The sequence below is a fragment of the Filifactor sp. genome, from assembly GCF_057248345.1.
In genome coordinates, this window is sequence record NZ_DBHIIC010000042.1 from 1 (window position 1) to 12,411 (window position 12,411).

The window sequence follows — 12,411 nt, forward strand, 5'->3', positions numbered from 1 at the left end:
CAAAATAGTATTCTTCACTATTTCCTTCTCCATAAGAAAACAGTGAAGAATAACAAACTTTCCTTCTTTTTCAAACGTCAACTACACTTCCATAATAATTGGAAGAATCATAGGACTTCTCTTTGTTTTTTGGAACAGATAAGATTTCAAATCCTCTTTGATAGAAGTTTTGATATATGCCCATTCTCTGTTATTTTTCTGTTGATTTCTAATCAATGTCTGTTTGATGATGTCTTTTGCTTCATCCATCAAACTTTCTGCTTCACGAACATACACAAACCCTCTTGAAATAATATCAGGTTCGGAAACCATAGAACCGTCTTGCTTAGATAAGTTTACAACAACAACCATCAAACCGTCTTCTGAAAGATGTTTTCTATCACGAAGTACGATATTTCCAACATCTCCAACACCCAACCCGTCAACCAATACATTGCCGGATGGAACTTGTCCGTTGATTTGACACTCGTTACGAGATACTTCCAACACTGCTCCATTCTTCATTAACACAACATTTTCAGCCGGCATTCCAAGTTCTTGTGCGAGCTCACCATGAATATATAGATGACGATATTCTCCATGCACCGGCATAAAGAATTTCGGTTTGATAATGCGATGAATCAATTTCAACTCTTCTCTTTTCGCATGACCGGAAACATGGATATCAGAATCTCCGTCATACACAATCTTCGCACCACGTTCAAATAACTGATTCACTACCTTTGCAACGGATTTTTCATTTCCCGGAATCGGATGTGCTGACAATACCACGGTATCTCCTTCACTCACCTGAATTTTTTTGTGTTCTGCTGCAGCAATACGAGACAGAGCTGCCATCGGTTCCCCTTGAGAACCTGTTGTGATAATGGTAAGCGAATCTTTCGGATACTTGTGAATGTCATTGATATCTACCAATGCTTTTTTTGGAATATGAAGATATCCTAAAGACAGTGCAATATTGATACCGTTTACCATAGATCGCCCGGATACTGCTACCTTACGACCATATTTGATTGACATATCGACAATTTGCTGAACACGATGAATATTGGAAGCAAACGTTGCAATAATAACGCGATTTCCTTGTGCCCCCAAGAAGATTTCATCCATCGTCTTACCGACAACCTTTTCAGACTTTGTATATCCTTCTCTTTCCACATTAGTACTTTCTGCCAACATCAACAGACATCCTTTTGCACCAATCTCCGCCATTTTGTGGAAATCAGTCACTTCATTGTCAATCGGCGTATGATCTATCTTAAAGTCTCCCGAATGATAAATGACACCAAGAGGGGTATGCACCGCCAAAGCGCACGAATCCGGAATACTGTGTGTTACACGAATATAGTCTATCTTGAACAATCCTGCTTTCACACTTGTACCGGCAGGAACTTCAATCAACATCGCATTCGAAATTCGATTTTCTTTCAATTTGTGCTCTACCAAAGCAAGGGTAAATTTTGTACCATAAATAGGGACATCTAACTTTTTCAATACATAAGGAATTGCACCGATGTGATCCTCATGACCATGTGTCAAAAAGATTCCCTTCAATTTATCATGATTTTTTACTAAATAGCTGATATCCGGAATCACAACATCAATTCCAAGCATTTCATCTTCCGGAAAACTCAGACCACAGTCAATCACAATAATTTCATCCTTATATTCTATTGCAGTCATATTTTTTCCAATTTCCTGCAACCCTCCTAGAGGAATAATTTTAATTTTGTTTTGTTTCTTTGCCATATACAATCTCCTTTTTCATTGTTTGTGCTTCTATCTCTCTAAATACATTTCATTTTCTTACTGAACAATATCATCATTTTCACAGAAGAAAGAGTTTCCGTCCCATATTGTAACTCCTTTATTATTTTCGAAACAAAGACATTCATCCTGTATACCAAAAGATATGAATATCCTGTTACAAAGATACGTCATCTGTATCATTACAACATTCTCTTTGCAAAAATCAAAAATCAACAAAACAGACACAACAATTCCCTGGTTTTTCGTATCCTTTCGCCCAAAGTACTACTTACACTTCAACTGTGAAATCTACTTTAATATTTTCAAAAAAAACTACTATGCAATTTTAGCCCGAACACTTTTCTTAAACTTATTACTACCCTATGATACCATGTTTCTATCATATTCATAAGAAAAAAACCTCCATACGAAGAGTATGAAGGATTTTTTGCTATAAACATTTGCTGCATATTCCATAGAATTTTACATCATGGTCATCAATTTTGAAATTGTAGCTTGTCTCAATAATATTTTCCAAAGGATCTAATAAGTCTAACTCTACTTCCGTAATGCTTCCACAATGCTTACAAATTAAATGGTGATGGTTATGTCCTTCGTGAGCCATGTTAAACTCATATCTTAAACATCCGTCATCCAAACTTAACTTGTTTGTAAAGCCTATTTTGTCCAACATTTGTAATGTTCGATACACAGTTGCTAATCCGATTTCGGGACAACTTTCCTTTACCTTGTCATAAATCTCTTCACAACTCAAATGTTGGCCTTTAGAATCAATCAAAACTTGCACAATTGAACGTCTTTGAGGCGTTAACTTCAAACCTGCTTCTTTTAGCTTGTCTTTCAAATCTTCCATATAATCTGTATTCATTACCATCACCCTTTTCTCAAAAAAATGTCATTTAGCAGTCATTCTCAAATAAATTATATGATAAGAATACAGTATTGTCAATTGAATTTTATATATTTTAAAAAGATTATACGAATCAGTCTTCTGTTTCTAACAGTTCATACTGTTCTGCTACGATTTCAAACTCTTCGTCATCTTCTATCTCAAACAGTTCCATTTCCCCATTTTCATCATATTTTAAGTTGAATATATATGCCTCTTCTTCGCCTGTCGGTTGCAAGATCGCATACACTTTTTCATCCACTTCCAATGTGGATACCAATTCGAATTCAACGTCATTTCCATTCTCATCTGTTAATACAATCTTTGTTTCTTCTAACATAATATCTCCTCTTTTTTCATCTAATAACATGGTTAATTGATAACAAACACATGCTACTTCTTCATTAAATATGTTTCTAAAATAAATACTGCAGCAATTGTATCTATCACATTCTTCTTGTTCTTTTTTTTCACACCGGATGTATGCATCACTTGTTTTGCCGATTTTGTAGACAATCTCTCGTCTTGAAATACTACTTTAATATCTGCAGAAATTAGTTGTTGCAACTGTTCTACAAACTGCATCGTCTTTTCTCCCTGAAAACCGATTGTTCCATCCATATTCTTAGGCAATCCACAAACAATTGTCCCAATATCATATTGTTTGATGACTTCGACAATCTTTTCTAAATCTTCCTCATCCTTCGTCCGATGGACGGTGTATAAGGGCTGTGCCGTCCAACCCAACAAATCAGACATCGCCATTCCAATACGACGATCGCCCACATCCAATGCCAAAATTCTCTTTTCCATCATATCTACTTCTGACTCATATACTGTTCCAAAACAACTTCCAAAATTTCATCTCTTTCAAAAGCGCGAATCATTGTTCTGGCATTATTATAACTGGTGATATAACTTGGATCTCCCGACAGCAAATATCCTACTAATTGATTTTTTGGATTATATCCTTTTTCTTCCAACGATTTCCAAACAGAATTCAACACTTCTTTAATCGTCATCGTATTATCACGTGTATATTCGAACTTCATCGTATAATCCAAATTTACTTTCTTTTCTGACATACAATCCACCTTCTCTCTTTATTATCCTGTAAAAATCCTCTGTCATAAAAAAATCTGATTCCCCATAAAAGGAGCAATATTCCTTCACGCAGATATAACCTCTGCATTTTATCATTATATCAGCCTTTTTTGTTTATTTCTATGAAAACTACAAAATTCACCTTTTTGTAATTATACTGATATATTGGCAACAGAACTCAATCATTTCTCCACAAAAACTACAACATTTCATTCAATTATTTCTTGTTTCAATAACCTATCCTGCACGTTCCAATGTTGCAACTATAACGATATATTCCAATCTAACTACTCCTAACTGTCCAAACTCATCTTTCGAAGGGGAAGTGCCAACATCAATCCTCCGCCTATAGCATTGCCTAGCGTTGCAATCAGAAGATTCATCACTAATCTTGTAATTGGAACTTCAGGTGTATAGAGAATACTGAATGAATAGTACCCCATATTCGCAACACTGTGTTCGTATCCGGATATAATAAATGCGCTGATCGTCAGAATTATCATCACAATTTTTGCAACCTCCTCTTTCATCTTGATTCCACACAAAATTGCAATACATACCAAAAAATTACACAAGATTGCACGAACGAACAACTGCATATAAGGAATGTAGACTTTGTTCGGCATACATAATTTAATATACTCTTCTGTCCCCGATGCTCCCGCAAGATAAAATAAAACAGCAAACAATACTGCTCCTATAAAATTTCCACAATAACTTGCCATACACACTTTCAAGGTATCTAACCACGATACTTTCTTGTCAACAGAAGCAAATGACATCACAAAAGTATTTCCCGTAAACAGTTCTCCTCCAACCATAACAATCAACAAGACAGCCAATGAAAAATAAACACCTCCCAGCATCTTTCCAACAGGAGGATTCGATTTTGCAAACAGATTGTTACAAATCAAATTCAATCCCAATGCTCCTGACACAAAAAATCCGGCAAATACACTTCTGATAAAATACTTTAACTTGTAATCAGAAAGTACAGTTTTCTTTGTTACGGCAATGTTCGAAATCGTTTCAACTTCTCTAAAAATCATAGCACACACCCCTTATCAACATTATCTTTTCAAACTTTATTCTTAATTCCAGTTGCCTATTGTCATTGTTTCAAATTGTGATTTATTGTTTCGCTACACTATACTTAGTTCAATCAATATATCGTTCACATTCCATTTTTCAGATGACAAACCAAGGCATTTCTATTGGGTTTCGTATCATGTCGTTCTCTTTCAATACTATACTCCGATAGATACCATCTATTTTACACGATTTTCTTTCTAAAATCCATATTATTTCGAATTATTATTTATAAATAAAAAAAATAGTTCGTTATTAGATACAAACGAACTATTCCAATCTCTTATCATATTTCAGATTTTATTTCAATTCAAACTTCACTCTACTTCTTATTTGGTTTCAACAAGAACGATAGAATAAACGTCGTAATCATCAATACAAAATACACAGTGTACACAACAAACAGAACATTACTGTCATAATACCGTCCTGAATGAGAATGATGAACTGCATGATTTGTAAATAGAATACCCGATATCAACATGATGCAAAACATTCCCATAAATATATAGTCCCATCGTCTTGTTTTCAAGCATTTTCCCTTCCTTTCAGTGTTACATAACACTCCCAATTGGTTGTTTCAAACCAAACATATTACTTTGTCCTATCGAGTACAAAATCATTCTTTTTCAAAAATAAAAAGGAACAATTTTTCAGATACGGATCCATAGAAATGAATTATGTCTTCGTTAAAGTTTGACGGATTCAAAGAGGACTTCACACTACCCATCCACCTTCATTGTGAAAATAAACATTCAAAACATCAGAAGAACTACTGATTGGATGCTTTTTTAAGCCCCATATAGCAAGCAATCAAATAGGTTCCGGACAATGTCAGCGCTACTCCCAGACCACTGTAAAACACTGCAATAAATGTGTCGGATACCATACTTGACTTTCGAAGTGCAATTCCAAAACTCATCATACAAGCCATAATAATATAAGACTTTCGAGCAAAAAAATGCCAAAAAGGACGATGTCTTTCTTCAAACAACAAAATTCGCTCTTTGTTTTTCCTGCTCATACGAAAAAACATCCATACAAATGGCATAAAAACCACTATAGACAACAAAATATGCAAAATGGTTATCTCATTCATCTGCAGATAACTCATTAACCCTAATCTCATCACATTGTAACCGGCAGCAAACCAAACCAAACCGGCTATCAACACTAACTTTTCTTTTGAAATAGATAATAACCTCTTTTGTTTTCGTTCCATCTTCACACTCCTTACTAAGACAACCACTCTTTTTACTTTTCAAATGTTGCTGTAATCACAAATGCTCTATCACACTTGACATCTAAAAATTGATGTAATGCATCCGCAGGAAAAGAGTTATCGCCTTCTTTTATTGCAAACATGCCCAAAAGAGGAACTTCCTTGCCTTCTTCTATCGGTTGCTCGTGCTCCATATACAATGTCATGCCGGAATCATCTCCAAAATCAAATCCGTCTCCCAAAGTCGTCAGACTCTCTCCTACGGTCATTAACACAAACTCCGACATCTTTTTTCCGATTCGAACTCCTGCCACATGATACTGATCTTCCAACTTCAATTCAGATGTCAACACATCGGATGATCTCCACTCTCCGTTTTCGATTGTCCATATTCTGATGGTACAATGTTTCAAATCCGTTGAAAATTCATAGTAATTGCTCTTTGAATCAAACGAATTTACCAGCCGTTCCGTTTCTTCCGTCAAAACAAGAGGACGAATCGTTTCATGTTGAACTTTTTTACTGTAGCTTTCACATCCCACAAGCAAAGTAATTAGTAATAAACAAGCACAAAGCAAAACACCCTTTCTCATCTTAGTAACCTCTTTTCTCATCTTAGTAACCTCTTTTCTCATCCATTCTCAAAAAATTTTATGTGACTGATTCTTCCACTTTCCAATCAAAAGCACTTGTTTTCAAATATCCATTTGTAAAAATTATCAAAACTCCTGTATCTATCCGATTTCTTTAGGAAGGCTTCAAAAATAGGAAATCGAATCTCAAAAAGGTTCAATAGTCAGTCAAAAACAAACTGTTTTCATAGTTATCCTATGGAATAACTCCCCTACTGTTACATTAACATTCCTATTCAAACTGATACAACTATTTAAACTGACAGCATCAACTGAATAGAATCATAGATTTTTTCCAAATCTTTTTTATTGGGATGATTTTTTGCAATGCCGCCTATTTTTGCCAAAAATCCATAGGTATCAAACCCTCTACAATAACAATCTCCCAAGACACGTGCACCTTTTTGTTCCAATGTTTTTTTCAGTTTCTTGGCATAGTCCAAATACCTTACTCCACAAGTATAAAGCAACACTATATTTTTTTCTTTTATATCTACTATATCAATATATTCTAAGATTGATTTGTGAAATTGATTAAAATAAATCCCCGATGCAAAAATCACAGTATTATATTCACTCAAATCAAACTCTTTTTCTTTCGTAACATCTACAATCGTAGCAGAAATTTTCGCTCCTAGATAATTGACAACTTTCTTAGTGTTTCCATGGTGAATTGAGGCATAAATGATGGCAATGTTTTCCATCGAAATCTCCCACCTTTCTCCTTACGTTTCTTACACAATATCATAAAATCTTATTCCCATCATCATCAGGTTCTATAACAACATTATACATTAAAAAAAGAGGACTCTGCTACTTTTTTGGTCCTCTTTTTTGCAATATGATAGATTTCATACATCATTTCAATATCCAATTATCGTTCAACCGAACAGTTTTTCTAAAAAGGTTCAGTAACACATCGTACCAAACTTTCGGTACAACAGCTGACATAGAATGATTTCAAAATGGTAGTGAATAGAAAACATTGAATCATATTCTATCCTAACGCCCTTTTTTGAAATGTCCACCACCTCGGTAAGTATTGACAACACAAGTAAACTCTTGATTGCACCGAGGACACTTCACAATATGATAGATGATATCATCCACCCACATCTGATTCACTTGATGACAGCCGAGCGGACAAGTTCCTTCCACAAGCAAAAATCCCTTTTTGTCTACCAACTCAAGAATGGACTCCACAACCTGCTCATAGTGTTTCGGACTTTGAATCTTATCAACCAACGGAATATCTTTACAATAATCGCACATTTTAACCATCCCTCCATAAGACGTTATCTTTCTTAACATATCTTTTTATAAAAAGTTTACATTCCACTTGGAATTCAACAAGTAATCCATAACATCTCTTAACTCGATGTCTTCCCGAAACTTTTCACCTTTCCAAATGCAAAGCAAAATTTCAAATCTGATATTTCCCGAAGAATATATCCCTTCCATTATAACTATTTTATTACATAGTTATCCCGGTTCAATACCACTAATTGATTGTCGACAATATCTGCTATAAACGGCATATTCTTCATCAACCTCAACTTCTTCACACAATTCCTTGCGAATACTTCCACAATCCTCTGCCATCTGTCTTATATCATCATCCGACATCATCTCATACAAGTCGTATGAAAACGGATTGTTATCAAAATCAAAAATCTGAAATAACATTTCTCTATTGTGGTAGTTTCAAAGACAATTCAGCTTTTCAAAAAATATTCATTACCCTTGAGCGGCACCTCAAATAATAATATGTTCTGAATTTCGTATGATTTTAAGCTCAAAATAACCAAAAGAATAAAAAGGATGTGATGAATCGGAAGTCTTGCAATCTCGGCATCACAGCAAAATTAATGTTTTGCCTTTTTCTCAACATATATATTTGTTGCAATCACCGACACAATCACTACAACAATGAATATTACCACAAACGGAATCAGTTCCTCTTCCTTCATCAATCCAATGTCCACTTGATAACACAAGTAAGCTAGAATACAAAGCATGACGGAATTCACAAAACAAATTACACTTGTCGCTCTACATAGCTTTTTCTCATCATACTTTTGTCGCTCTTCCTTAGACGCAGTATTATAACCTGAAATCATCCATGCTCCTTTTCCATGGAATAAAAAAATGCCTATAATTCCAAATATCATTGACATGATGACAAGAACAACCTCTCCTATCAAAATTCATTCCTCCTTCTACCAATTTCAATCTTGCTCTCTACGATGAACTATCATCCTGATATTGTCCAATTACTTTCTAAAAAAACTTTTCGGATTTTTATTTTTTATGTTATCCATAAAGAAAATACCGATTCCCACCACAATACACAGATAAAACAAAATGCTCAAAAACTCTAAGTTGTATTGCTGTACAAAATAATAATAACTGCGACCTCTAAGGCTTCCCCATTCATAAACCTGTCTCCCGTCCACTTCTGTAATAAAAGGAATTATCACCTTTATGAACCGAGAAAAGATATAAATCACAAAATTTCCAAGCAAGCCGAATAGCAAAATCAATATCCCTATTTTTTTCTGCTGTGTTTTTTTGGTATTTCCTTTACTGATTTCCTTGTCCGTCCTACGAATCTCCTGTTCACACTCATCATTCAACAAATAATCTGTTGTCACACAAAACACCTTGCTCAATTGCAATATGTTCGAAACATCCGGTTGTGCCGTTCCCATTTCCCAACGTGAAATTGCTTGTCTTGATACATTTAATTTCCCAGCCAATTCTTCTTGTGACATTCCATATTGTTTTCGAAGTGCAAGGATTTTTTCTTCAAGTTTCATACTGAAATCCTCCTTTACTGTTTTGTATGTAGTGTATCAGATGATAGTTCATCAAACCAGCACAACCTCTTTACATTTCCGCAACAAAACTTTACATCTATTGAAAATTCTTCGTTCTAAAGTGTTTTTGTTACATTTGTAATATCATAATGCGATGTTGAAATTCTTTGCGTTTTTTCGCTATCCTTCCCAACAATTCCGTTTGTTACCTGACCTTGTTCTTTCGTTCCTACATAAATCTGAAGTTTCTCTTTTCTGCATCAAACTTAACCGAACACACAATAAAACTCTGATTCATTTTCTCTAAATAACTAATATAGCATTTGTACAATCAACCATATGATTTGTACATTATTCTGACGAATACTAACAGGATGAATCATCTACAAACATTGATTCTCTAATTCTTTATCTTGTTCTTTTCTGTCTTTTTACCAACAGCACACCTGCTGAAACCAAAAAGACTCCTATTCCTACCACAAACTTCCAAATATCAACCATACCCGAGTTTGCAAGGAAGATAGAGGTTGGGCCGTCTGCTCCTCCTATAATATCAGATTGATTGGAATCTTTAGCAGATGTCTCTTCTTTCGATTCTGCTTGTTTTATATCGTTACCGGAGAGTCTTTTTTGTTCAGCTTTTGCGAAGTCTCCGTGGTTAATATATTCCTCTAATCGCTTTGTCATAGGATAATCGTCAGAAAGCTCTATCCTCCCGTTTTCAAATTTCTTTATCTTATAGAGATACAAATTATTTTCATCAGCATACCCGCAAAGTACAGTTTCTCCTACTTTGACATCTTCTAAAATCAAAGAAGAACGAACAGGGTAAGTCTGCTCACTACCTTCTTCAAACTCCCCCTTAATATTGTATCTTTGAATCAGCGTAACACTTTCTTCTGTCATTTCTTTCACTTCGCCGATAAATGTTTGTGTATCCTCATCCTGTAATAACCATTCCGGAATATCTCCCGCAAAAGATTGATTCGGTACGAAAATTACTACAATCAATAATAGAACCATTGAAATTTTTCTCATCACAAAACTCCCTTCTTTCCGTCTTTCCGTTTCTTTTGAACCACCCTAAGGACATCACATACCAAAAACCCGAATGTACTTCCTAAACAGAACCATCCCAAAAATAAAATTCCAAATGCCTCTACATAAGAAACAACCTTCGGAGCCGTCATTTCACAAAAAAGATAAATCTCAAAAGAAACAAAAGTCCCTATGAGACAACATTTCAGTTGTTTCCAAACATAAGAAAATACCACAGATACTCCAATCCCAATCACAAAAAGAAAAATATCTTTTGATTGGAACAACTCTTGTAGAATAGGTAGCCTTGACATTATAACCTCTTTTCTCACAACAATTCTGTTTGTATTGTTATGTATCTTTTTTCCTTGTGTATACAAACAGCTTTCTCGTATTTTTGCCGAAATTCAAATAAAAAGAGAGCTCCGGCTATTCCTTTCTTTAATTTGCACAAACTCAAATATCACCTATGAAAAGTACATACATCATTTATCAATCACTCTAATACATTTTTGCCATAGTATACTCATCTACATACTCTCCATTGACATACATCGTATGTTTTTTGACTCCTTCCACCACAAATCCGTTTTTTCGGTACAGATGGATGGCGGGTTGGTTATCGCAACGCACGGTAAGTTCTAACCTTGTAATGTGATTTATTCTCGCCCAATCATCCAGCATCACAAAAAATTGACTTCCTATGCCACGATTGTAATATGCTTTTTGAATTCCAACCACAATATAAGCAGAATGTTGAATTCGTCTGACAGTACCTCTCTGTGCCGACAAAAATCCCACGATGTCTTTTTCTTCAAATGCTCCTACCAAAAAATCTTGTTCCCTTTCTATCTTACCTTCCAACAAATCCTGATTCCAAACCCTTTCATCCGGTTCATACAACATATACTCCGTCTCTTGGTCGATTCTTTTCATACAGTTATAAAAAGCTCGTGCATCTTCTTTTTTTATCTGTCTAAAGTCCATATCCTTCTCCTTTATTCTTCTTCACAAAAAAGTTGATGTAGCATCTGTTTGCGATTGTTGATAAACAGTTTGGTAACCTGATAACTGTCTGTATCTTCATAGTCGCACAGAGAAATCGTCCCTTTATCAAAACTAAATATTTCCGCATCCGTCATTCCCAACAAAATTGGAGAATGTGTAACAATAATAAACTGCGACCCTTCCTGAATACATCGATAGATCTCTAACAACAGTGTCAACTGTCTCTGAGGGGAAAGCGCTGATTCCGGTTCATCCAAAAGATATAATCCGTTCGGACGAAATTGAGTTTGTACCACTGACAAAAAAGCCTCTCCATGAGATTTTTCATGAAATCGATAGGAAGGATGTGCATCATCTGCATATTTTTGTTCCTGTGTCGCCACATTATAAAAACTCTCAGCACGAAGAAAATATCCTCCATACACTTTTCGAGTTCCTCTTGACAATCGAATATAGTTACTCAAATCCGAGTGAGAATCGAATGTTGAAAATGCATAATTTTTGGTTCCACCTTCTGCATTGAACCCCCAAGCAATGGCAATCGCCTCTAAAAGAGTTGATTTTCCACTGCCGTTTTCTCCTACAAAAAAAGTCACCGGTTTTTGAAATGACAGTTTTTCTACATTTTGGAATGCATCAATATCACGCAGGTAACTGTCTTTAGGAATTTCTTCCCAATCCATATACACATATTGTATAAAATTATCCATGACAATACTCCTCACTTCTCTTGCAAAACTACTCCTTATTCTTACCAACTTTTCTTAGTTTTTATCAGTATACTGTGAAACAATTATTCTTTCAAGGAAGAATCGGTTACAAAAAAATCTGTAGAAAAAT

18 protein-coding genes are annotated in these 12,411 nt (G+C 35.0%); all 18 read right to left on the reverse strand.

What is annotated here, in order from left to right:
* Positions 1 to 81 precede the first annotated feature (81 nt).
* Positions 82 to 1,749 (reverse strand): ribonuclease J, encoded by a 1,668-nt coding sequence (locus ACO5GE_RS06740; RefSeq protein ID WP_484830155.1) that lies wholly within the window; start codon positions 1,747 to 1,749, stop codon positions 82 to 84.
* A 451-nt stretch (positions 1,750 to 2,200) separates the two neighbouring features.
* Positions 2,201 to 2,644, reverse strand: coding sequence for a Fur family transcriptional regulator (locus tag ACO5GE_RS06745; protein WP_484830156.1), 444 nt, complete (start codon positions 2,642 to 2,644; stop codon positions 2,201 to 2,203).
* 109 nt (positions 2,645 to 2,753) lie between these two features.
* Positions 2,754 to 2,999 carry a DUF1292 domain-containing protein gene (locus ACO5GE_RS06750; protein WP_484830157.1) on the reverse strand — a complete coding sequence of 82 codons (246 nt, stop codon included), beginning with the start codon at positions 2,997 to 2,999 and terminating at the stop codon, positions 2,754 to 2,756.
* Positions 3,000 to 3,052: 53 nt separating this feature from the next.
* Positions 3,053 to 3,472 carry a Holliday junction resolvase RuvX gene (gene ruvX / locus ACO5GE_RS06755; protein ID WP_484830158.1) on the reverse strand — a complete coding sequence of 140 codons (420 nt, stop codon included), beginning with the start codon at positions 3,470 to 3,472 and terminating at the stop codon, positions 3,053 to 3,055.
* Between the two features lie 5 nt (positions 3,473 to 3,477).
* Entirely contained in the window at positions 3,478 to 3,744 is a 267-nt protein-coding gene (locus ACO5GE_RS06760) for an IreB family regulatory phosphoprotein (RefSeq protein WP_484830159.1), read from the reverse strand.
* A gap of 312 nt (positions 3,745 to 4,056) precedes the next feature.
* Positions 4,057 to 4,812: a formate/nitrite transporter family protein gene (locus tag ACO5GE_RS06765; RefSeq protein WP_484830160.1), complete on the reverse strand. Its 756-nt coding sequence runs from the start codon at positions 4,810 to 4,812 to the stop codon at positions 4,057 to 4,059.
* Between the two features lie 362 nt (positions 4,813 to 5,174).
* The gene (locus ACO5GE_RS06770; RefSeq protein ID WP_484830161.1) at positions 5,175 to 5,384 is read right to left on the reverse strand and encodes a hypothetical protein; all 210 of its coding nucleotides are present in this window, start codon (positions 5,382 to 5,384) and stop codon (positions 5,175 to 5,177) included.
* A 240-nt stretch (positions 5,385 to 5,624) separates the two neighbouring features.
* Positions 5,625 to 6,074: a hypothetical protein gene (locus tag ACO5GE_RS06775; RefSeq protein WP_484830162.1), complete on the reverse strand. Its 450-nt coding sequence runs from the start codon at positions 6,072 to 6,074 to the stop codon at positions 5,625 to 5,627.
* Between the two features lie 32 nt (positions 6,075 to 6,106).
* Positions 6,107 to 6,688 carry a hypothetical protein gene (locus tag ACO5GE_RS06780; protein ID WP_484830163.1) on the reverse strand — a complete coding sequence of 194 codons (582 nt, stop codon included), beginning with the start codon at positions 6,686 to 6,688 and terminating at the stop codon, positions 6,107 to 6,109.
* 272 nt (positions 6,689 to 6,960) lie between these two features.
* Entirely contained in the window at positions 6,961 to 7,410 is a 450-nt protein-coding gene (locus ACO5GE_RS06785) for a flavodoxin domain-containing protein (protein WP_484830164.1), read from the reverse strand.
* 298 nt (positions 7,411 to 7,708) lie between these two features.
* Complete coding sequence (locus ACO5GE_RS06790; protein ID WP_484830165.1) at positions 7,709 to 7,978, reverse strand: hypothetical protein; 270 nt, start codon at positions 7,976 to 7,978, stop codon at positions 7,709 to 7,711.
* Between the two features lie 210 nt (positions 7,979 to 8,188).
* Entirely contained in the window at positions 8,189 to 8,392 is a 204-nt protein-coding gene (locus ACO5GE_RS06795) for a hypothetical protein (RefSeq protein WP_484830166.1), read from the reverse strand.
* Between the two features lie 179 nt (positions 8,393 to 8,571).
* Positions 8,572 to 8,910, reverse strand: coding sequence for a DUF3784 domain-containing protein (locus ACO5GE_RS06800; protein ID WP_484830167.1), 339 nt, complete (start codon positions 8,908 to 8,910; stop codon positions 8,572 to 8,574).
* Positions 8,911 to 8,979: 69 nt separating this feature from the next.
* Positions 8,980 to 9,525 carry a helix-turn-helix domain-containing protein gene (locus tag ACO5GE_RS06805; protein ID WP_484830168.1) on the reverse strand — a complete coding sequence of 182 codons (546 nt, stop codon included), beginning with the start codon at positions 9,523 to 9,525 and terminating at the stop codon, positions 8,980 to 8,982.
* 408 nt (positions 9,526 to 9,933) lie between these two features.
* Positions 9,934 to 10,563 (reverse strand): hypothetical protein, encoded by a 630-nt coding sequence (locus tag ACO5GE_RS06810; protein WP_484830169.1) that lies wholly within the window; start codon positions 10,561 to 10,563, stop codon positions 9,934 to 9,936.
* The gene (locus ACO5GE_RS06815) at positions 10,563 to 10,877 is read right to left on the reverse strand and encodes a hypothetical protein (RefSeq protein ID WP_484830170.1); all 315 of its coding nucleotides are present in this window, start codon (positions 10,875 to 10,877) and stop codon (positions 10,563 to 10,565) included. Before ACO5GE_RS06815 ends, ACO5GE_RS06810 begins: the two co-directional genes overlap by 1 nt.
* A gap of 187 nt (positions 10,878 to 11,064) precedes the next feature.
* Positions 11,065 to 11,550, reverse strand: coding sequence for a GNAT family N-acetyltransferase (locus ACO5GE_RS06820; protein WP_484830171.1), 486 nt, complete (start codon positions 11,548 to 11,550; stop codon positions 11,065 to 11,067).
* An 11-nt stretch (positions 11,551 to 11,561) separates the two neighbouring features.
* On the reverse strand, positions 11,562 to 12,281 hold the full coding sequence (locus ACO5GE_RS06825; protein WP_484830172.1) for an AAA family ATPase: 720 nt from the start codon (positions 12,279 to 12,281) through the stop codon (positions 11,562 to 11,564).
* Positions 12,282 to 12,411 lie beyond the last annotated feature (130 nt).

Excerpts from the sequence above, each read along its gene's own strand:
- ACO5GE_RS06790 (WP_484830165.1), bottom strand. The coding sequence starts at position 7,978 with ATGTGCGATTATTGTAAAGATATTCCGTTGGTTGATAAGATTCAAAGT.
- ACO5GE_RS06775 (WP_484830162.1), bottom strand. The coding sequence starts at position 6,074 with ATGGAACGAAAACAAAAGAGGTTATTATCTATTTCAAAAGAAAAGTTA.
- ACO5GE_RS06805 (WP_484830168.1), bottom strand. The coding sequence starts at position 9,525 with ATGAAACTTGAAGAAAAAATCCTTGCACTTCGAAAACAATATGGAATG.
- ACO5GE_RS06740 (WP_484830155.1), bottom strand. The coding sequence starts at position 1,749 with ATGGCAAAGAAACAAAACAAAATTAAAATTATTCCTCTAGGAGGGTTG.
- ACO5GE_RS06820 (WP_484830171.1), bottom strand. The coding sequence starts at position 11,550 with ATGGACTTTAGACAGATAAAAAAAGAAGATGCACGAGCTTTTTATAAC.
- ACO5GE_RS06760 (WP_484830159.1), bottom strand. The coding sequence starts at position 3,744 with ATGTCAGAAAAGAAAGTAAATTTGGATTATACGATGAAGTTCGAATAT.
- ACO5GE_RS06765 (WP_484830160.1), bottom strand. The coding sequence starts at position 4,812 with ATGATTTTTAGAGAAGTTGAAACGATTTCGAACATTGCCGTAACAAAG.
- ACO5GE_RS06780 (WP_484830163.1), bottom strand. The coding sequence starts at position 6,688 with ATGAGAAAAGAGGTTACTAAGATGAGAAAGGGTGTTTTGCTTTGTGCT.
- ACO5GE_RS06785 (WP_484830164.1), bottom strand. The coding sequence starts at position 7,410 with ATGGAAAACATTGCCATCATTTATGCCTCAATTCACCATGGAAACACT.
- ACO5GE_RS06815 (WP_484830170.1), bottom strand. The coding sequence starts at position 10,877 with ATGTCAAGGCTACCTATTCTACAAGAGTTGTTCCAATCAAAAGATATT.
- ACO5GE_RS06745 (WP_484830156.1), bottom strand. The coding sequence starts at position 2,644 with ATGGTAATGAATACAGATTATATGGAAGATTTGAAAGACAAGCTAAAA.
- ACO5GE_RS06810 (WP_484830169.1), bottom strand. The coding sequence starts at position 10,563 with ATGAGAAAAATTTCAATGGTTCTATTATTGATTGTAGTAATTTTCGTA.
- ACO5GE_RS06750 (WP_484830157.1), bottom strand. The coding sequence starts at position 2,999 with ATGTTAGAAGAAACAAAGATTGTATTAACAGATGAGAATGGAAATGAC.
- ruvX (WP_484830158.1), bottom strand. The coding sequence starts at position 3,472 with ATGGAAAAGAGAATTTTGGCATTGGATGTGGGCGATCGTCGTATTGGA.
- ACO5GE_RS06795 (WP_484830166.1), bottom strand. The coding sequence starts at position 8,392 with ATGTTATTTCAGATTTTTGATTTTGATAACAATCCGTTTTCATACGAC.
- ACO5GE_RS06825 (WP_484830172.1), bottom strand. The coding sequence starts at position 12,281 with ATGGATAATTTTATACAATATGTGTATATGGATTGGGAAGAAATTCCT.